Annotated in this window: 18 protein-coding genes; 9 read left to right on the plus strand and 9 right to left on the minus strand. The window is 72.4% G+C overall.

Features of this window, described 5'->3' with window-relative positions:
- The first annotated feature begins 84 nt into the window (after positions 1–84).
- Genes BCD49_RS25155 through BCD49_RS25170 form a run of 4 tightly spaced genes read left to right on the plus strand, consistent with a single transcriptional unit; the run spans position 85 to position 3,927 of the window.
- Positions 85–1,035 carry an ABC transporter permease gene (locus BCD49_RS25155; protein ID WP_007508955.1) on the plus strand — a complete coding sequence of 317 codons (951 nt, stop codon included), beginning with the start codon at positions 85–87 and terminating at the stop codon, positions 1,033–1,035.
- Complete coding sequence (locus BCD49_RS25160; protein ID WP_007508953.1) at positions 1,032–2,081, plus strand: ABC transporter permease; 1,050 nt, start codon at positions 1,032–1,034, stop codon at positions 2,079–2,081. The genes BCD49_RS25155 and BCD49_RS25160 overlap by 4 nt, the downstream gene beginning before the upstream one ends.
- On the plus strand, positions 2,078–2,965 hold the full coding sequence (locus BCD49_RS25165) for an ATP-binding cassette domain-containing protein (RefSeq protein ID WP_007508951.1): 888 nt from the start codon (positions 2,078–2,080) through the stop codon (positions 2,963–2,965). Before BCD49_RS25160 ends, BCD49_RS25165 begins: the two co-directional genes overlap by 4 nt.
- Entirely contained in the window at positions 2,962–3,927 is a 966-nt protein-coding gene (locus BCD49_RS25170) for an ABC transporter ATP-binding protein (protein ID WP_007508948.1), read from the plus strand. The genes BCD49_RS25165 and BCD49_RS25170 overlap by 4 nt, the downstream gene beginning before the upstream one ends.
- Before the next feature lie 150 nt (positions 3,928–4,077).
- On the opposite strand, the gene BCD49_RS25175 is transcribed toward BCD49_RS25170, so the two are convergent.
- Complete coding sequence (locus BCD49_RS25175) at positions 4,078–4,404, minus strand: rhodanese-like domain-containing protein (RefSeq protein WP_007508946.1); 327 nt, start codon at positions 4,402–4,404, stop codon at positions 4,078–4,080.
- Positions 4,405–4,485: 81 nt separating this feature from the next.
- Between BCD49_RS25175 and BCD49_RS25180 the strand changes: the two genes are divergently transcribed.
- From BCD49_RS25180 to BCD49_RS25195, 4 genes are all read left to right on the plus strand, one after another.
- Positions 4,486–5,082 carry a TetR/AcrR family transcriptional regulator gene (locus tag BCD49_RS25180; RefSeq protein WP_035925112.1) on the plus strand — a complete coding sequence of 199 codons (597 nt, stop codon included), beginning with the start codon at positions 4,486–4,488 and terminating at the stop codon, positions 5,080–5,082.
- A 378-nt stretch (positions 5,083–5,460) separates the two neighbouring features.
- Positions 5,461–6,249, plus strand: a complete 789-nt coding sequence (locus BCD49_RS25185; protein WP_071041979.1) for a TauD/TfdA dioxygenase family protein — start codon at positions 5,461–5,463, stop codon at positions 6,247–6,249.
- A 78-nt stretch (positions 6,250–6,327) separates the two neighbouring features.
- Complete coding sequence (locus BCD49_RS25190; protein WP_241832394.1) at positions 6,328–7,260, plus strand: glutathione S-transferase C-terminal domain-containing protein; 933 nt, start codon at positions 6,328–6,330, stop codon at positions 7,258–7,260.
- An 83-nt stretch (positions 7,261–7,343) separates the two neighbouring features.
- Positions 7,344–8,789, plus strand: coding sequence for a tetratricopeptide repeat protein (locus tag BCD49_RS25195; RefSeq protein ID WP_007508939.1), 1,446 nt, complete (start codon positions 7,344–7,346; stop codon positions 8,787–8,789).
- 458 nt (positions 8,790–9,247) lie between these two features.
- On the opposite strand, the gene BCD49_RS25200 is transcribed toward BCD49_RS25195, so the two are convergent.
- Together BCD49_RS25200 and BCD49_RS25205 are read right to left on the minus strand one after the other, a co-directional pair.
- Entirely contained in the window at positions 9,248–9,898 is a 651-nt protein-coding gene (locus BCD49_RS25200; RefSeq protein ID WP_131803567.1) for a hypothetical protein, read from the minus strand.
- Between the two features lie 119 nt (positions 9,899–10,017).
- On the minus strand, positions 10,018–10,539 hold the full coding sequence (locus BCD49_RS25205; protein WP_157845243.1) for a hypothetical protein: 522 nt from the start codon (positions 10,537–10,539) through the stop codon (positions 10,018–10,020).
- A gap of 163 nt (positions 10,540–10,702) precedes the next feature.
- Here BCD49_RS25205 and BCD49_RS43225 point away from each other — a divergent pair, with 163 nt between their 5' ends.
- On the plus strand, positions 10,703–10,897 hold the full coding sequence (locus BCD49_RS43225; protein ID WP_027140848.1) for a hypothetical protein: 195 nt from the start codon (positions 10,703–10,705) through the stop codon (positions 10,895–10,897).
- 657 nt (positions 10,898–11,554) lie between these two features.
- Here the strand turns inward: BCD49_RS43225 and BCD49_RS25210 are convergent.
- The 6 genes from BCD49_RS25210 to BCD49_RS25235 all read right to left on the minus strand — a co-directional run bounded on the left by BCD49_RS25210 (position 11,555) and on the right by BCD49_RS25235 (position 19,543).
- Positions 11,555–12,922 (minus strand): NtaA/DmoA family FMN-dependent monooxygenase, encoded by a 1,368-nt coding sequence (locus BCD49_RS25210; protein ID WP_007508928.1) that lies wholly within the window; start codon positions 12,920–12,922, stop codon positions 11,555–11,557.
- A 121-nt stretch (positions 12,923–13,043) separates the two neighbouring features.
- Positions 13,044–14,258 (minus strand): LLM class flavin-dependent oxidoreductase, encoded by a 1,215-nt coding sequence (locus BCD49_RS25215; RefSeq protein WP_071041982.1) that lies wholly within the window; start codon positions 14,256–14,258, stop codon positions 13,044–13,046.
- A gap of 124 nt (positions 14,259–14,382) precedes the next feature.
- The gene (locus BCD49_RS25220; protein WP_007508925.1) at positions 14,383–15,690 is read right to left on the minus strand and encodes an LLM class flavin-dependent oxidoreductase; all 1,308 of its coding nucleotides are present in this window, start codon (positions 15,688–15,690) and stop codon (positions 14,383–14,385) included.
- A gap of 27 nt (positions 15,691–15,717) precedes the next feature.
- Positions 15,718–17,553 carry a dipeptide ABC transporter ATP-binding protein gene (locus tag BCD49_RS25225; protein ID WP_007508924.1) on the minus strand — a complete coding sequence of 612 codons (1,836 nt, stop codon included), beginning with the start codon at positions 17,551–17,553 and terminating at the stop codon, positions 15,718–15,720.
- On the minus strand, positions 17,535–18,503 hold the full coding sequence (locus tag BCD49_RS25230) for an ABC transporter permease (RefSeq protein WP_007508923.1): 969 nt from the start codon (positions 18,501–18,503) through the stop codon (positions 17,535–17,537). The genes BCD49_RS25225 and BCD49_RS25230 overlap by 19 nt, the downstream gene beginning before the upstream one ends.
- Entirely contained in the window at positions 18,500–19,543 is a 1,044-nt protein-coding gene (locus tag BCD49_RS25235; protein WP_007508921.1) for an ABC transporter permease, read from the minus strand. The genes BCD49_RS25230 and BCD49_RS25235 overlap by 4 nt, the downstream gene beginning before the upstream one ends.
- Between the last annotated feature and the right edge of the window lie 8 nt (positions 19,544–19,551).

The raw sequence follows: 19,551 nt of genomic DNA on the forward strand, positions 1-19,551 counted from the left end.
GTTCGACCACCGGCGGGCGCCGGCCGAGCCATCGTGCCCGGCCGGTGCCCGCCGGGCGTGGGTCGCCCACCGCGAGGCAGCGCCATGGCACTGATCATCCTGCGCCGGCTCGGCCTGTTCGTGCTCTCGCTGCTGGTGGCGAGCGTGCTGGTGTTCCTGCTGCTGCGGCTGCTGCCCGGCAACGTCGCCCAGGTGATCGCCGGGACCAGGGCGACGCCGGAGCAGGTCGCCCGCATCAGCCACGACCTCGGCACCGACCGGCCGCTGGTCCAGCAGTACCTGAGCTGGATCGGCGGCGTGCTGACCGGGGACTTCGGCACGTCCGCCCTCAACGGCGTCTCCGTGTCGGACGAGATCGGCGAGAAGCTGGCCGTGACCGCCCCGCTGGTCGCCGGGGCGACCCTGCTCGCCGCCCTGGTGGGGGTGCCGCTCGGGATCGTCGCCGCGGCCCGCCACCGCGGCCCGGCCGGGCACGCGCTCTCGGTCGTGAGCCAGCTCGGGATCGCCGTGCCGAGCTTCTGGGTCGGCCTGATGGCGACGACCGTGTTCGCCGTCCACTGGCGCCTGCTGCCCGCCGGCGGGTTCCCGCGCGACGGCTGGGCGCAGCCGGACACGGCCGTGCGCTCGCTGGTGCTGCCGGTGCTCACCCTGGCGCTGCTGGAGGGCGCGGTGCTGCTGCGGTTCACGCGCTCGGCGACGCTGGAGGTGCTGCACGCCGACTACATCCGCACCGCGAGGGCGAAGGGCCTGACCAGGGGCAGGGCGCTGGTGCGCCACGGGGTCCGCAACGCCGCGCTGCCGGTGCTCAGCGTGCTCGGCCTGGAGTTCGCCAGCCTGCTGCTGGGCGCGGTCGTGATCGAGAACGTCTTCGCGCTACCGGGCATCGGCCAGATGCTCATCGTCGACGTCGGCAACCGCGACCTGCTGAAGGTGCAGGGCACGGTCCTGCTGGTCGCCGTCGCCGTGCTCGTCGTCAGCTTCCTCGTCGACCTGGGCCACCGCCTGCTCGACCCGCGGCTACGGGAGGCCCGGTGAGTGGGCCCGGCAGGGCCGCCGGTGGGGCGCGGTTCGCCCTGGGGGCGGTGGCGACGGCGCGGGCGGTGCTGCGCACCCGGTCCGGGCGGCTGGGTGCCGCCCTGTCCAGCCTGATCGTGATCGCGGCGGTGGTGTCACTGCTGTGGACCCCGTACGACCCGACCCAGGTCAAACCGGCCGACTCGTGGGCGCCTATGTCCGGCCGTCACTGGCTGGGCGCGGACCGGCTCGGCCGCGACCTGTTCAGCCAGCTGCTCGTCGGCTCCCAGATCACGCTGGTCGTCGCCGTAGGAGCCACCGCGCTGGCGGCGATCGTCGGCCTCACGCTGGCGCTGCTCGCGACCGTGACCCCACGGGTCGTCGGCGAGGGGTTCGTGTACCTCATCGACATCCTGCTTGCCTTCCCGATGCTGCTGCTCGCGCTGGTCCTGGCGGCCGTCTTCCCGGGCCACGCCTGGACGACGGTGGTCGCGCTCGGCATCGGGATCGGCATCCAGGTCGGCCGGGTCACCCGCGGCGAGATCAACCGGGTGCTGGCCACCGACTTCGTGCTGGCCGCCCGGGCCGCCGGCGCCGGGACCTGGCGGATCATTTCCCGCCACCTGCTGCCGAACGCCATGCCGACGCTCTACGTCCAGCTCTCCCTGTCGGCGGGGATCGCGGTGCTCGCCGAGGCCGCGCTGTCCTACCTCGGCCTGGGCACCCCGCCGCCGACGCCGTCCTGGGGCCGCAGCCTGCACGAGCTGCAGGCCTACCTGACGTTGCGTCCGCTGGTGCTGCTCTGGCCCGGTCTCGCCGTCGTGCTGACCGTCCTCGGCTTCAACCTGCTCGGCGACGGCCTGCGTGAGGCCGCCGACCCGCGCCTGCGGTTCCCGACCCGCGCCGTGCCTGACGCGGCCGTGCCTGACCTGGCCTCGTCCGCCGCGCCGCCCAGTCCTGCCGCGCCCGGTTCCACCACGCCCAGTTCCGCCGCAGCCGGTCTTGCCGCGCCCGGTCCTGCCGCGCTTGGGTCGCGAGCGCTCGGTCCGCTGGACGGTGCGCGGTGAGCGCGCCGAACGAGCCGCTCTTGCGGGTCAGCGACCTGCGGGTTCGCATCGGCGGCGTGCCCGTCGTCGACGGAGTCGACTTCCAGGTGGACGCCGGCGAACGGGTCGGGCTGATCGGCGAGTCCGGATCAGGCAAGTCGCTGACGGCGCTCGCGGTCCTCGGCCTGCTGCCCGAGGCGGCGACGGTCAGCGGCAGCGTCCGCCTCGCCGGCGCGGAGCTGATCGGCCGCTCCGACCGGGAGCTGTCCCGAATCCGGGGCAACGAGATCGCGATGGTCTTCCAGGAGCCGCTGACCGCGCTCAACCCGCTGATGCGGATCGGCCGGCAGATCGGCGAGCCGCTGCGCATCCACCGTGGGCTGTCCCGCCGCGCCGCCGACGCGGCGGCCGTGGAGCTCGCCGACCGGGTCGGCCTTCCCGACCCGGATCGGCTGGTGCGCGCCTACCCGCACCAGCTGTCCGGCGGGCAGCGCCAGCGCGTCGGCCTCGCGGTCGCGCTCGCCTGCCGCCCGGCGCTGATCCTGGCCGACGAGCCGACGACCGCGCTGGACGTCACCGTCCAGGCGGAGGTGCTGAGCCTGCTGACCGACCTGGTGGACGAGATGGGGGCCGCGTTGCTGTTCATCACCCACGACCTGGCCGTCGTCGCCGCCGTGACCCGCCGCCTCGAGGTCATGCGGGCGGGCCGGCTGGTCGAGTCCGGCCAGACGGGCGACGTCCTGCGCCATCCCGACCACCCCTACACCCGCGCCCTGCTCGCGGCCGCCCACGCCACCACGTGGCCACCGACCACGGGCGGCGCCACCATCGGCGCCGGCTCCAGCACCAGCTCCGGTGCCGCCGCGAGCCGCCCGACCCAGGCGCGGAAGGCGGTCCGACCGTGACCGACACCCGCGTGGGCGATCCGGCCGCGGATGGGGCCACGGCTACGGGCCCAGCCGTGCTCTTCGAGGCCAGGGGGCTGTCCAGGTCGTTCCGGCTGCCGCGCGCCGAGCGGCGCACGGCCGGCTGGAAGGCCGGCCAGGCTGACGGCGACTCCCACATCCGGCGCGCCGTCCGGGACGTCACCCTGACGCTGCTCGAGGGGGCGAGCCTCGGGATCGTCGGCGAGTCCGGCTCCGGCAAGTCGACGCTCGTCCGGCTGCTGCTCGGCCTCGACCGCCCCGACGCCGGGACGGTGAGCTACCGCGGTCGGCCGGTCCGCGACGGCCGACCCCGCGACCTGCGCTGGCTGCGCCGCGACGTCCAGGTGGTTCTGCAGGACCCGGTCGCCTCGCTGGACCCGCGGATGACCGTCGAGGCGATCGTCGCCGAGCCGCTGGAGTGCCTGCGGATCGCGGAGAACCATGACGCCCGGGTCGACGAGGTGCTGCGTGCCGTCGGCCTGGCGCCGGACGTGCGGCGCCGTTACCCGCACGAGTTCTCCGGCGGGCAGCGCCAGCGGATCGCGATCGCGCGGGCGCTCGCCCCCCGCCCGCGGGTCCTCGTCGGCGACGAGCCGGTCAGCGCGCTGGACGTCTCCGTGCGGGCGCAGATCCTCGACCTGCTCGCGGAGCTGACCGTCGCCAACCTCCTCAGCCTCGTCCTCGTCTCGCATGACCTGGGCGTCGTCGCCCGGCTGTGCGACCAGGTCGCGGTGATGCGCGCCGGCGAGATCGTCGAGCAGGGGGGCACGTCCCAGGTCCTGGAGAACCCGGCCCACCCGTACACGACGGCTCTGCTCGCCGCCGTCCCCCGCCTGCCGTCCCCGTCCGACCCCGACCCCAGCCTCAGCGCCGACCCCAGCGCCGACCCGCCGCGCCGCGATCCCGGCCAGGCAGGACCCGATGACGACGAACCCGGCTGACAGGCGGGAAGCCGACGGGCGGCCRCCCGACCGGCGGACAACCGACCCGGACCCCAGGCACGCGAGCCGCCCATGATCTGGTGTGATCTTCGGGCCCCCGACTCCCAGGATCACACCAGATCATGAAGCGCGGCTCCGGCGGCGCGCCGCCTAGGCCGATTCGGTGGGCAGGCCGGCGGCCACCCAGTCCTCGATGCCCTCGCGGTACTTGCGGACGTTGGAGTAGCCRAGCGCGGCGAGCCGGTCGGCGACCTGCCCGCTGTTCGGGCAGGACGGGTTGGTGCAGTAGGTGACGATGGCGGCGTCGCGGTCCGGCAGCACGGCGGGCGCCTTCGCGTCGACCTCGGCCAGGACCAGGGGCAGCGCGCCGGGCAGGTGCTGCTGCGCGTAGTACCCGCCGCCCAGCGCGTCGACGACGGTCACGTTCCCCGCGCCGATCGCCGCCTTCAGCTCGTCACGGGTGATGAGTGCGGTCATGCCACTACCTCCAGAGAATCGGACTATAGTCCGGTTGTGCAGGAGAACCTTAGCGGACCGCAGTCCGGTTATGCAACACCGGTGGAGCTGCTTCGCTCGCCGCCACCCAAGGAACGGGCCGACGCCGCTCGCAACCGGGTCGCGGTGCTGGACGCGGCCGCCCGGCTGTTCGCCGAGTACGGGGTGGCGGCGGTCTCCATGGACCAGATCGCGGCGGCGGCCGGCGTCGGCAAGGGCACCCTCTTCCGCCGCTTCGGCGACAAGGCCGGCCTAGCGGTCGCGCTCCTCGACACACGGGAGCAGGTGCTGCAGGAGGCGATCCTGCACGGGCCGCCGCCACTCGGCCCCGGAGCGCCGCCGGCCGACCGGCTTACCGCGTTCGTCGACGCGTACCTCGACTACCTGCTCGAACACCTGGACCTGGTACGGATGTCGGAGACCGCGACACCCGGCGCCCGCTACCGGATCGGGGCCTACCGGTTCTGGCACCGGCACACGGCGATCCTGCTGGACGGCGTGCCCGACCCGGACCACGCCGCGCACGCCCTGCTCGCCGCGCTCGCCGCCGAGCATGTCGCCGCGCTGCTGCCGGAGCTCGGCGAGCCGCGCATCAGAACCGGCCTGCGCCGCCTCGCCGAGAACCACTCCGCGTCGCCCCGCCGTTCCCCGGCACCCTGACGAGCATCTCGACGCCGCGGCCACGGCGCGGCCGTGCGCCCGCGACCGTGTGCCCCGGGCCGTGTGCCGGGGCCGTGCCGCGATGCTGTCGCGCGGCTGTTACGCCCCTATGCCGCTATGTTCATAAACCCGATAGGGATTGCGGAATTGGTGGGAGCGGAGTTAACGTCGGGCTGTCCCACGGGGGCGGGGCCCGATCGGCCCGCTGATCCTCGGGGCGCACGTTTCGACGACGGACGGGAAAGGGCCGCGTCGTCGACCGCGACCAGGGAGGCGTTCGGCGCTTTCCGATCCAGGCTGCGACGGCCACGCAGCGCGGTCTTTCCGGCTGACCGCGCTCGATTGGCAGACGCTCCAATCCATTTCGAGGGGGACACGGTGACCGCTGTCCGTACCGCGCCTTATGAAGTCCGCCAGGCCAGCCCGGTCCTCGGGGCCGAGATCGTCGGCGTCGATCTGGCGGGTGGTATCGACGACGCCACCGCCGAGGCACTGCGCGAGGACTTCTGGAAGTACAAGGTCCTGGTGTTCCGCGGGCAGGACCTCTCGCCGGACGCGCACGTGCGGGCCGTGCAGATCTTCGACGAGCCGTTCGACCACCCCCGGTGGCTCCACCGCCACGAGGACAACCGGCTGGTGTACACCTTCAACCTCGAGAAGGGCGGCGCCGCCTCGGCATGGCACATCGGCGGCACCTGGCGCACCMCGCCGTTCAACATCGAGTCCCTGACCTACCAGGTAGTGCCGGAGATCGGTGGTCACACCCTGTGGGCCGACCTGCAGGCGGCCTACGACGGCCTCTCGGAACCGTTCAAGCAGCTGCTGGCATCGGTCAGCGCCGTGTACAGCGCCTACCCCGGCGACGGAACCTATGACCGGCCGCCGGTGACCGAGACCGTCGAGCACCCGGTCGTGCGCACCCACCGGCACACCGGCCGCAAGGGGCTGTTCCTCAGCTCGACCGCGCTGCGCCTGACCGGCATCGCCCCGGCCGAGGGCGAGGCCCTCCTGCCGTTCCTCCTGGCGCATGCCTCCTCCCCCAACTACACCGTGAGCTTCGGCTGGAAGCCGGGCGACTTCGTGCTCTGGGACAACCTGGCCGCCTGGCACTACGCGGTGAACGACTACGACGGCCCCCGCGTCTACCGCAAGGTCATCGGCGGCTGACCGGGCTCCGACGCATCGGCCCGACCGGAATACCGGAGATGGCCGCGGCGGTGGCAGCGCCGCGACCTGACCAGGAGGATGACCGTGTCCCAGACGGYGAGTGCCACCTGTGCCAGCCCCACCGGCTCTGCCGGCCCAAGTGGCTATGCCAGCCCTACCGACGTCGCCACCCATGGCGCGTACACGATCAGGCGAGACCCGGCGGACCCGCGCCCGCTGTACCGGTTCACCGGGCGGATCACCGCGGACGGGTCGAGCGGCTACCGGGCCGAGCCAGGGCGGTACCACATCTACTCCGGCTGGTTCTGCCCGTGGGCGCAGCGGATCACCTTGCAGATCGCTCTCAACGAGCTGGAAGACGTGATCGGCGTGTCCTACGTCGACAACAGCCGTGACGCCCGCGGGTGGGCGTTCCGCGAGACCAACGGCCCGGACCCGGTGAACGGGTTCACGCTGCTGCGCGACGCCTACGAGACGACCGAGCCCGGGTTCGACGGCCACGTCTCCGTGCCGACGCTGTGGGACCGCGAGACCGGCCGGGTCGTGAGCAACGACTACGTCACCCTCGGGATCGACCTCGCCACCCAGTTCGGCGAGTGGTCCAACGGCGCCGACACCTATCCCGAGCGCCTGCGCGCCGAGATCGCCGGGCTCGAATCCTGGATCGGCCCAGCGGTGAACCGCGGCGTCCACCGGGCCGCCAACGACGAGGCGGCCCGCGCGACGCTGCTCGACGCGTTCACCCGGCTCGACGGCCGACTCGCCGACGCCCACTACCTGGCAGGCGGCCAGCTCAGCGAGGCCGACATCCGGCTGTGGGTCTCCCTGGTCCGCTACCGTGGCCGCGCCCACGGCCTGGACCGGCTCCCACCGCTGTCCGACTACCCGAACCTGTGGGCCTACGCCCRTCGCCTCTACCGGCTTCCCGCCTTCCAGGCGACGACCGACTTCACCACCTTCACCGACCCCGCCGTCGCCCTCCCCGACTGGAACACTTCGCCGGCCGCGTGACCGCCGAGGTCGCTGCGGTCGCGGCACCGGGCTTGCCTCACGGTCGACCAGTCTCCCTGGTTACGAATGGGGATAATGGGTGGGTGATCGACGGGGGCAGCAAGAAGGTGGCCGGCGATGGGCGCGAGGGGTGGGACTTCTTCGTCTCGTACACCGCGGCGGACCAGGCATGGGCGGAGTGGATCTCGTGGCAGCTTGAGGCGGGCGGATACCGTGTCCTCGTCCAGGCGTGGGACTTCGTCGCCGGGACGAACTGGCAGATTCGCATGCAGCAGGGAATCCTACGGGCTCAGCGCACCGTCGCCGTATTGTCCGCTGCCTATCTGTCGTCGGTGTACGGCCAGAACGAGTGGTTGGCCGCCCAGGCAGCGGACCCACACGGCTTCGCCCGCAAGCTCCTGCCAGTCCGGATCGAGGACTGCCCACGGCCGGGCCTGATGAGCGCCATCGTCTCCATCGACCTGTTCGACCTCGATCCCGCCCAGGCGAACCGCCATCTACTCGACCGTGTCCGTCATGCGGTCAGTGGTCGGGCGAAACCCGCCACAGCGCCGGACTTCCCGGTCCACCGGCTAAACGCGCCAACCAGCGAACCGGTCTTTCCCGCGGGCACACCGGAACGTGCCGGCACGTCGGCTGACTACAATCAGTCACGAGGGCTGAATGATGAACTCGTCCGGCAGCGCGGTGAGCTCGGCGCCGACCACCTCGAGACCCTGGCGACCGCGGACAAGCTGTCCTTGGAGCTGATCCGGCTCGGCGATCGGCAGGAGGCACAGGCGCTCGCAGAAGACACGCTGCGACGACGCCGCAGCGTCCTCGGCGCCGACCATCTGGATAGCCTGACCACGGCGAGCATTCTCGTCCTCGCGCTGAGTGGGCTCGGTGACCACGAGACCGCGCGGACAGTCGCCGAAGACACCTTTCAAAGGCTGCGCCGCCTCCTCGGCGCTGACCGCGCCGAGACCCTGACCGCCGCGAATGACCTGGTCGACGCGCTGATCGGTCTTGGCGACCACAAAGCGGCACGGACGCTCGCCGAGGACACGCTGCAACGACAGCGCCGCGTTCGTGGCGCCGACCACGCCGAGACCTTGGCCACCGCGCACCACCTCGTCGGCGTGCTCAACCGCCTCGCCGACTTCAAGGCGGCACGGACGCTCGCCGAGGACACCCTGCGACGGGAGCGCCGCAAGCTCGGCAACGACGACGCCGAGACGCTGAACAGCGCAGACGATCTCGCGTTCGCGCTCAGCGGACTTGGTGACTACCAGGCGGCACGGACACTCGCCGAGGACACGCTCCGACGACGACGGACCGTCGGCGCCGACCGGGCCGAGACCTTGACCACCGCGCACAATCTGGCGATCGACCTGATCCGGCTCGGTGACCACAAAGCGGCACGAACACTCGCCGAGGACACCCTGCGGCGGCGACGCCGCACCCTCGGCGCCGACCATGCCGACACACACGCCACCGAAAGGGTCCTTGCCATCGCGCGCGAGGAGGCCCGGCGCGCCACGGGCTAAGACCTGACATCGACGCCGGGCTGATGTGCAGGCGTCGTGCGCGACGAGGCTACGACGGCCGCGCACGAACTCGAAGTTCCGCGCTGGTGGCTGACGAGCCCGCCGAGGACCGTTCTCGTGAGTACGCACGAACTGGCCTGGAGTCGACGAGGGAGACGACCGCCTGGCGCAGGTCGGCTCCGCGCGGTCCTGGATCAGGAGAAAGTCGCCGAGAGGCTCGACCGCCATTACCTGAACGAGTTCCTCTGTGCCAAGAACGTGTGCCTGCCGGTGTAGCACTGGAGGCGCGGGTTCTCCACTGGTCTCGGAGCATCCTGACGAAGGTAAACCCGACCTCTACGGTCGCGACGAAGAGGAGGCCACCCAGCAGAATGCGGCTAACCCCGGGTGTCGAAGCCGGGCCTGGTCACGCCGGTCACGCCACGGGTCCTCCACGGGCCGTCGCCCCAGTCCATCTCTTAGCGTGATGCCATGGAGGCCAGGTGTTCGGCCGCGGCGCGCCATGACGCCGGATCGCCTGAGCAGATCTTGTCGAAGAATGTCGAGATGTCGCTGACGTCCCGCCGCTCGCCGCAGTACCGAAGCAGTGTGTTGGAGGCGTGGTAACGGACCAGGTACTCGTGGTCGGTGACCGCACGCGCGAGCGCGTCGACGAGGTGCTCGGTCGGCGGGAATCCGCTCAGCGCGATGGCCGCGTCGAGGCGGTTGCCCCAGAAGGTCTCGACGCCGCGTGCCGTCACGGTCGTGAGCACCCGAACGATCGGTCTGGCCCACGCCTCGTCGCCGGTCAGCGCATACAGCGCCTCGGCGAGCCGCACCAGGAAGGTCCCCTGGCCATCCGGAACCGCTGCCMGCAGCAACGTCTCGGCTCCGTCGGGTACCAGTCCCGCCTCGGCCAGCGCGATGAACGACTGGGCCGCCACCTCGTCGTGCTGCGCGACGCCGACGGCCAGACTGATGCCGACATCCGCCCGGTTGGCTCGCGCCAGCTCCAGCAGCCGGCTGAAATCCGGACCCTCGTGCCAGACCATGAACGGGTCACCGAACACGGCCCGCCGCCAGTCGTCCCACGACGTACTCGGTGACCGTGCGCCAGCCCCATCAACCATCACCGCCTCCACATCCACACCACGTCAGGCACCATGCCCGCCTCGCCACCGATCCTCGTCGCGGACCGGCGGGCGGCCTCCGCCGACCACGCTCCAGCCCCCCGGCCACGTCAGAACATCTATTCCGGGGTCGTCGACAGGAGATAGTTCGCCCACCGCCTGATGCGCAGGCGCCTCGCCCAGTACAGGTCGCGTGCTCCCGGGGGCGCCACGACGCCGCCCGCGCGCGGGTCGCCCGCGAACCACACCGTCGTGAACTCTTCGAACTCGCTCGGGTGCCGGCCCCACCGCCACATGCTCACCGAGAGGCGCAGGATGGTTGGCCGCCCGTTGGGGCCCCGCTCGGCCAGGCCGTGCGCCGGGCCGTCGCCGGTGGGGATGGCCCGCGACTGAGCCTTCGCGCCCGGATCGAGGATCAGCACGGGCGCGGGGATGCGTCTGTTCACGGTGACCTCGCGAAGCCTGCCCCGCCGGGACACCCACGGGTTCCTGGCTAACACCCATCGCATGCGCAGACAGTTCAGGAAACCCGGCAGGCCGTAAAGCAGCGCAAAGCCGCCGCTGGTCAGAGGAAACGTGAGAGCCTCGCGCTCGTTGACGGACCGACCGGCGGCGTACCGGTACAGGACGAGGGAAGCCACGACAGCCGCGCCCCCGACGGCCAGCAGGGCTAGGGCATGCCGCTGGTACCTCGCCAGCGCGGCAGCCGTCGCCCGATGATCCAGGGCCATTCCCGACGGCGGGGCGAGCGCCCTGCGTTTCTTCCCGCTCCTACTGATTTTTCAACCAAGGCATTTCGGGTTGATGATCGTCGACGTGCGCGGCGCTTTCCCGGCTGAAGAGCACGGCGTCGACGGTGATGAGCCGTCGGCGGCGGTGGCCGTCAGTGATCTGGTGGGATTTTCGGAGCTGGGACTCCGAGGATCCCACCAGATCATGAGCAGGCCGATGATCTGGTGGGATCCTGGGTGCGGCTCGGCGCGATGGTCGTGGGACTGAGCGGGAGTCATGACCGCCAAGACTTCCGCGCCTCCCACTCAGTCCCACGACCATCGCGGGAATCCCTCGTCGTCCACGCCGACGTACCCGACGGCATCGCCGATTTCGACGGGATCGACGTCCACATCCTCGACAGGTGGGCTGGCGTAGAGCATGCGGGCGAGAGTGTCCTGCGCCGTCTCATGGTCCCAGGCGCGGACGTCGACGAAGAGGTGGAACCGGAAGCCCCTGGTCGGCCATTCGCAACGACAGCCGCGGCACCGCCACTGTTCCGGTCCACCGAAACATGATCCACTCGCCCATGTTCCGTCCTGCTGCAGGCCCACGCTCCGGTCGGAGCGAAGGCCATGGGTGACCGGGTAGGCATCCGTCCGTCCGCAGACGGGACAGGCTGGGGAAACCGCGCCTTCGTCGCCGCTCATTCGGCACACGGTACCCAGGGCATTCCGGCGGATGGGACGGTGGACCGTAGGTACACGGCGGCGCCGGGCCTCCTTCGTCCCTGAGACCGCCGTTGGCCACGGTCACGGCCAGTTCGGTGCAGGGGCCAGGACAGAATGCCGTGGGGATGGCGACGCTGTCGGCTCGCCCCTACCGGCACGCTGTCCTGGCCGGTCTGGTGCGCCCGCGCGGCTGCGTCGGCGTGCGGGCGCGGGCCTATGCGACCGCGGCTGGCACCGGAGCGGGTTCCGGCACCGGGATGCGCAGGTTGTCGCGCAGGGTGCTGCCGGCGTAGTCGGCGCGCAGCGAGCCGCGTTCCTGCAGCAGCGGGACGACCTTGTCGACGAACTCGTCGAGGCCGGTCGGGGTCAGGTGCGAGCCGAGGATGAAGCCGTCCGAGCCGTCGTTCTGGACGAACGCGTCCAGCTGGTCGGCGATCTGGGTCGGGGTGCCGACGAACTCGGTCCGGCTGAACAGGTGGATGGCGAGCTCACGCAGCGAGAACCTGTTCGCCTCCGCGATCGCACGCCACTCCCGGACCGTCGCGAACGGATCCTGGTGCAGCCGCGCCCGGCCCTGGATGACCCACGGCTCGTCCGGGTCCGGGTCGACGTCCGGCAGCGGGCCGTCCGGGTCGTAGCCGGACAGGTCCCGGTTCCACACCGCTTCGAAGAGGACCTGCGCGGTCCTGCCGGTGACCTGGGTCCGGGCGATCTCGCGTGCCTTCTCGGCCGCGTCGGTCGCGGTGTCGCCGAGCACGAACGCGCCGCCGGGAAGGATGCGCACCGAGCCCGCTGGGCGACCCGCGCGGGCGACGCGGTTCTGGATGTCGCGGTAGAACTCCTGTGCCTCGGCCAGCCGGTGGAACGGAGAGAAGATGGCGTCGGCGGTGGCCGCGGCGAAGTCCCGGCCCTGCGGGGACACCCCGGCCTGCAGGATCACCGGCCGTCCCTGCGGGCTGCGCGGCACGTTGAACCGGCCCGAGACGTCGAACTGCCAGCCACGGAAACGGAACGCACCCGCGTCGCCGTCGCGCAGGAACCGGCCGTCGTCGGCGTCCGCGACCACGGCGTCGGGCGCCCAGGTGTTCCACAGCCGGCGAGCCACGGTCACGAACTCCTCGGCCCGGATGTACCGGTCGTCCCGGTGCAGGAAACCACCACGCCTGAAGTTCTGGCCGGTGAAGGCGTCGAAGGACGTGACGACGTTCCAGCCAGCGCGGCCGCCGGACAGGTGGTCGAGAGAGGCGACTTGTCGGGCGAGCTCGTAGGGCTCGTTGAACGTCGCATTGAGGGTGCCGACCAGCCCGAGGTGCTCCGTGACCGCGGCCAGCGCGGCGAGGACCGGCAGAGTGTCAGGACGGCCGACGATGTCCTGATCGAAGATCTTCCCAAGTCGTTCGCGCAGGATGAGGCCCTCGGCGAGAAAGAAGAAGTCGAACTTCCCCCGCTCCGCCGTCTGCGCCACGTGCTTGAAGGTGGAGAAATCGATCTGGCTGCCGGCGGCCGGGTCCGACCACACCGTCTGGTGGTTGACGCCTCCGACATAGGCGCCGAGGATGATCTGCTTGCGCGCACCGCTCATGCCGAGTACCTCGAATCGCGGGTCGACGGGGTCAACGGGGCCACTGCCAGCGGAGTCGTCGCCAGCGGGGTCGTCGTCAGCGGAGTGGTCATGGTCAGYGGGGTCGTCGTCGCCATCGGGCTCAGTGGGCGGCGATCGCGTAGCGGTTCGCGGGCCGGCCAAGGCCGAGGAGCCCGCGCAGCGTGTCCGCCTCGTACGCGGTGCGGAAGGCGCCGCGGCGCTGGAGCTCGGGAACCAGGGCGCGGGTGATGGCCTCGAGGTCGTGCGGGACGGCGCCGGRCCGCAGCCGGTAGCCGGACAGTCCGGCGCGCTGCCAGCCGAGCAGCAGATCGGCGAGCTCCGCCGCGGTGCCAGTGAAGACCAGGGCGTCGCTGGCGTACTCCTCCCCCGCCGTCTCGTCGAGGCGGTCCTTGCGGGCGGCGGCCGCCGCGGCGGTCTCGTCGAGGAAGACGACGAGGTCGCCGAAGACGTGGATGGTCTCGCCAGCCCGGCCGGCCGCCTCCTGCTCCGCGCGGATCTCGGCCACGATCGCCGCCGCACCGGGCTCGTCGCGCGGGGTCACGTACACGATGTCGGCGGCGCGGGCGCCGAGCCGGTACGGGATGGTCGCGTGCGCGAGCGCCGAGACGACCGGCTGGCCCTGCGGCGGACGCGGCACGATCGACGGACCGCGGACCTTGAACCAGCGGCCCTCGAAGTCGATGTAGTGCAGCTTGTCCCGGTCGACGAACCGGCCGGAGGCGACGTCGCGGATCTCCGCGTCGTCCTCCCAGCTGTCCCACAGCCGGCGCACGACCTCCACGAAGTCCGCGGCCTCGTCGAAGGACTCGGCGACCACGGCCTGCACCTCGGGGCTCTGGTAGTCGGCCAGCCGGAACGGGCGAACCGTGCGCCGGCCGAAGTGCGAGTTCTCCGCCGGGCGCGACGTCTGGGCCCGCCAGCCGGCCCGGCCCTGGCTGGTGAAGTCGAGGGTGGCGATGGCCTTCGAGATGTGGAACGGCTCGGTGTGGCTGACGGTCGCCGTCGGCACCAGGCCGATGTGGCTGGTCAGCGGGGAGACCCGGGCCGCGATGAGCACCGCGTCGAGCCGGCCGCGCACCTGGTCGGTCCGGTCGTCCGGGCCGTCGAAGCCGGACGACTGCAGGCCGAGCGAGTCCTCGATGGTGACGAGGTCGAGAAGGCCGCGTTCGGCCTCGAGCACCTGGTCGAGCCAGTAGCCCGGGGTGAACAGCTCCGCCGGCCGCGCGTCGGGCTCACGCCAGGCGGCGGGATGCCAGCCGGCGCCGTCGAGCGCGACGGCGAGGTGCAGCGGAGCCGTGGTCGCCGGATCTGCCATGGGAGTCGTCTCCTTCTCGTCTTTCTCGTCGGCTTCGCGTGCTGTCAGCTCCGGGCCGCGTCTGGCCAGCCCGCGGGACGCGTCGGTGCGGTGTCGGGTGCGGACCGGCCGTCCGGCGGACCGGTCAGCGGCGGCTCCATTCGTCGGCCAGCAACTCGTAGGAGCGCACGCGGTCGGCGTGCTGGTGGGTGATGGTGGTGATGGCCAGCTCGTCGGCGCCGGTCGCGGCCCGCAGCTGCTCCAGCCGGTCGGCGACGGTGCGCGGCGAGCCGACCAGCTGCGTGCGCACCCGGTCGGCGACCAGCTCCCGCTCCTCGTCCGTCCAGGTGTGCGCGAGGGCGTCCTCGGGAGCGGGGAACGGGATCGCGCCCGAGCCCGCGCGGATGCTCAGCACCCATGGCCCGTAACCGGCGGCCAGGCGCGCGGCGGTGTCGTCGTCCTCGGCGACGACGACGTCGGCGGACACGGCCACCAGCGGCCGCTCGAGCCGCGCCGAGGGGCGGAACGCGGCCCGGTAGGCATTGATCCCGTCGAGCACGGTGCTCGGGCTGTGGTGGTAGGAGGCCGCGAACGGCAGCCCGCGCTGGCCGGCGACCTGCGCGCTCACGCCGCCCGACGCGCCGAGGATCCAGATCTCGAGGTCGGCGCCCTCGCCCGGAGAGGCGTGCGCCGGCAGGCCGCCGGGGGAACGGTAGGTCCCCGCGAGCAGCGCCAGCACGTCGTCGATCTGCTCGCCGTAGTCCGGGGCGTAGGCGCCGGGCTGCTGCAACAGCGCCAACGTCAGTCCGAGCCGGTCGGAGGCGAGCAGCCTGCTGATGTCGAACTTCTTCGGCAGCAGGAGGCCGCCCGCGGTGTACTCGTCGGCGGTGTGGTTGGCACCGCCGAGGGACGCGACGTAGTTCGCCGCCGCGCCCGCGGCGTCCGCGGCACCGGCGGCGCTCGTCGCGGCTCCGGGTCCGGCTCCGGCTCCGGACGAGACGAGCGCGGCGCCCGCGGTCACCGGTGTTCCCGCCGGGGCGGGCGGGCCGGCGGATGGCGACGGCTGCGCCGCTTCGACGGGTGCCGGCCCGTCGCCGCCCTTCGGCGCGGGCCGGCTCAGGGACCGGCCGATGCCCAGGTCGAGCCGGCCGGGGAAGGCAGCGTTCAGCAGCCCGAACTCCTCGACCACGGACAGCGGGGTGCGGTGCCCGATCTGGACGCCGGCCGAGCCCAGCCGGATCGTTCTCGTCGCGGCGCCGACCAGGGCGATGGTGACCGCGGCGGAGGCGCCGATCACGCCGCTGGCGAGGTGATGCTCCGCGAGCCAGTAACGCCGGTAGCCGAAGGCCTCCGTCCGCCGAGCCAGGTCGACCGCGTTGCGCAGCGCCTCGGAGTGCGTCGCGCCGGCGCTGACCGGGACGAGGTCGAGGACGGAAAGCGGAACATCGGACATGGCATGCCTCCTGTGGTTGCGCCCTGCTCAGGCCCTCGCGGTGCGCGGATGGACGTCTGTCGGATCCCCGTGGATGCCCGGAGTGCCGGCAGTCGGCACGTGGCGGGTGCGGGCGGCACCGGGGATGGCGTCGAGCAGGGCGCGGGTGTACTCGTGTTCGGGACGGGCGAACAGTTCCGCCGTGCTGCCGGTCTCGACGATCCGGCCGGAGCGCATCACCGCGACCCGGTGGGCGATCTGGCGGACGACGGCCAGGTCGTGCGAGATGAACAGGTAGGCCACGCCGGTGTCGGCCTGCAGCCGCGCCAGCAGCTCGAGCACCTGGGCCTGTACCGAGACGTCCAGCGCGGAGACCGGCTCGTCGCAGACGACCAGCTCGGGGGCGAGCGCCAGCGCCCGGGCGATCGCGACCCGCTGACGCTGCCCGCCGGAGAGCTCCGCCGGGCGGCGGTCGACCATCGACGCGGGCAGCGCGACCCGGTCGAGCAGGTCCCGGACCCTGGCCAGGCGGGAGGCCCGGTCGCCGATGTGGAACACCCGCAACGGCTCGTTTATCACCTCTCCGATGGTGAACCTCGGGTCGAGGGATGCGTAGGGGTTCTGGTAGATGAGCTGGGCCCGCCGGCGCAGCGCCCGCAGCCGCCCGCCGCCGGCGCGGGTCACGTCGTCGCCGTCGAAGGTGATCCGCCCGCCGGTCGGGTCCACCAGCCGCAGCACGAGCCGGGCCGTCGTCGACTTTCCCGAGCCCGACTCGCCGACCAGCGCGAGCGTCTCGCCGCGGCTCACGGTGAAGCTGACGTCGTCGACGGCGCGCAGCAGCCGCGCCCCGCCGTCGGTCCTGGGCAGCGGGAAGTCCTTGACCAGGTGGTCCACCACGACCAGCGGCCGCGCACCACCCACGCCCACCGCGGCCTGGGTGGCCGTCTTCGTGAGAGCGGCCGGCGGGCGGGCGGCCAGGGGCGGCAGCGAGCCGCGGGCCGCGGCCAGGCCGGGGGCGGCACGCAGYAGGCGGCGCGTGTACGGGTCGCGCGGGGCGTCGAGGATCCGCCCGGTCGGGCCGGTCTCGACGATCTTGCCGCGCGACATCACCGCGATGCGCTGGGCGCGGTCGGCGGCGACGCCGAGGTCGTGGGTGACGAGCAGGACGGCGGTGCCGAGCTCGGTCGTCAGCCGTTCGAGGTGATCGAGGATGAGCCGCTGCACGGTCACGTCCAGCGCGCTGGTCGGCTCGTCGGCGATGATCAGGCTGGGCCCGGCGGCGATCGCGATGGCGATCAGCGCCCGCTGCCGCATCCCGCCGGACAGCTCGTGCGGGTACTGCCGGGCCCTGGTCGCCGGGTCCGGCAGGCCCGCCCGCTCCAGCAGCTCGACGGCGGCCCTGCCCGCCTCCCGGCGGCCGGCGAGCTGGTGGATCCGCAGCACCTCGGCGACCTGGTCGCCGATCCGCGCCACCGGGTTCAGCGAGACGGTCGGGTCCTGCGGGATGAGCCCGATGCCCGCGCCGCGGATGGCACGCAGCTCCCCCGCCGGGAGCCCGACCAGGTCGTGGGCGCCGAACCGGACGCTGCCGGCGTCGATCCGGCCACCGGGTGGCAGCAGGCCGATCACGGCGTGCGCCGTCGTGCTCTTCCCGGACCCGGACTCGCCGACCAGCGCGACGATCTCCCCCGGGCGGATGTCGAGGTCGATCCCACGGACGGCCGGGACCGGCCCGGTCCGGGTCTGGTACGAGACGGACAGCCCGCGGATCACGAGCAGGCTGTCGTTCTCCTGGTCGCTCCGCTCAGCAGCCGGTTCGGCCGGTTCGGCCGGTTCGGCCGCGGCGGGTCGGGCCGGGCCGCCGGTCATCGCTGGGTCGCCCATTCGCCGTCCAGCGCCCGGGCGATCCGGTTCGTCGACAGCACGGTCGCGGCCACCGTCAGGCCGGGCAGGGTCGAGAGCCACCAGGCGTTCGCCAGGTAGTTGCGTCCGCTCGAGATCAACGTTCCCCATTCCGGCGCGGGCGGGGCGGCGCCGTAGCCCAGGAAGCTCAGCGACGACACCGCCAGGACCGACACGCCGAAGTCGAGGGTCGCGAGCACGAGCACCGGCCCCATCGCGTTCGGCAGCACGTGCCGGCCGAGCACGCTGTACCAGCGGGCGCCGATCGACCGGGCCGCCTCGACGTACGTCGCCTGGCGCACCTTGAGCACCTCGGCGCGCATCACCCGGGCGAAGCTGGCGACGCTCGCGATCCCGACCGCGATGGCCACCTTGACCGTGCCGTAGCCGAGCGCGGTGACCAGGGCTAGTGACATGAACAGCCCCGGGATGGACAGCAGCACGTCGACGACGCGCATGATGACGTCCTCGGCCCAGCGGCCGACGAAGCCGGCGACGAGGCCGAGACCGCCGCCGACGACGAACGCGACGGCGACCGCGATGATCGTCGCCTTCAGTGACAGCGCGGCACCGTGCACGACACGGGCGAACACATCCCGGCCCAGCTCGTCGGTACCGAACCAGTGCTGGCCGCTGGGCCCCTGGAAGCGGCTGGTCGGTACGCCCAGCAGCGGGTCGCGGGAGGTGTAGAGCGCCGGCCAGAACGCGGCCAGCACCACCACGATCACCACGATCGCCGCCAGCACCAGGCCGGGCCGGTGCAGGAAGAACCGTCCGAGCCGGGGCAGGTCCACCCGGCGCCACGCCGAGGACGGTTCCCGCCACGACTGCGCGAGCTTCCCGAGCTCGGCGTTCGGTTCGAGGTCCGCGCCGGCGTCTTCGGGGGCATCCGGCGCCGAGGGCGCCGGCTCGGTCGCGGCGGGGCGGGTCACCGGGCGCTCCCCGCCACCGGCTCGATGGCCGACGTCGTCAGGACGCCGCCGCCCAGGGTCGGGTCCATCGGGGTGCTCTTTCTTCTGGAGGGACCGCGGCGGCCGGAGCCGACGGTGATCCTCGGGTCGAGGAGCGGGTACACGAGGTCGACGACCAGGTTGACCGTGATGAAGACGAACGCGCCGAAGACGACGACGCCCTGCACGACCGGGATGTCCTGCACGGTCACGGCGGCCGAGGTGATCCGACCGAGGCCGTTGCGGGAGAACACCGTCTCGACGACGACGGCGTTCGCCATCAACTGGCCGGTCAGCACGCCGGTGATCGTCAGCGCGGGCAGCAGGGCGTTGCGCAGCGCGTGCCGCAGGTGCACCCGCGCCCGGCCCGCCCCCTTGGCCAGGGCGGTCTGGGCGTACGGCTCGGCGAGCGCGGTGAGCAGGCTCTTGGCGAGGATCTGCGCGACCATCGCGCCGGGCAGCACCGCCAGGGTGACGGCCGGCAGTATCAGGCCGCGCAGCCCGTCGTTGCCGAAGGCGGGAAACAGCCTGATCCGGAACGAGAACAGCTGGACGAGCATCAACCCGACCCAGAAGCCGGGGACCGACACCCCGAGCGCCGGCAGCGAGAGCAGAGCCTGGCGAAGCCATCGCTGGTTGGTGTAGGTCGCGACGAGCGCGATCGTGCCGCCGGCGAGGACCCCGATGGCGAGGGCCAGCCCGGTGAGTGCCAGCGTCGGCGGCAGCGCTTCGCTCATCACCGAGCTGACTGGGCGATTGGTCGACACCGAGACGCCAAAGTCACCGCGCAGCGCCCTCGTCAGATAGTGGAGGTACTGCACCAGCACCGGCTCGTCGAAGCCGTACTGATATCTCAACCTCTCGATCTGCGCGGGGTCGATCCCCTGCGAGTCCATACCAGCACCGGCCATGGCCGTGACCGGGTCGCCCGGCAGGTAGTCGAGCACCAGGAACGTCACCGTGTAGGCCGCCCACAGCACGCCGACCGCCTGGGCGAGACGGCGAAGCACGTAGCGCCACATCTTCTCCG

Source organism: Pseudofrankia sp. EUN1h, assembly GCF_001854645.1.
Taxonomy (GTDB): domain Bacteria; phylum Actinomycetota; class Actinomycetes; order Frankiales; family Frankiaceae; genus Pseudofrankia; species Pseudofrankia saprophytica.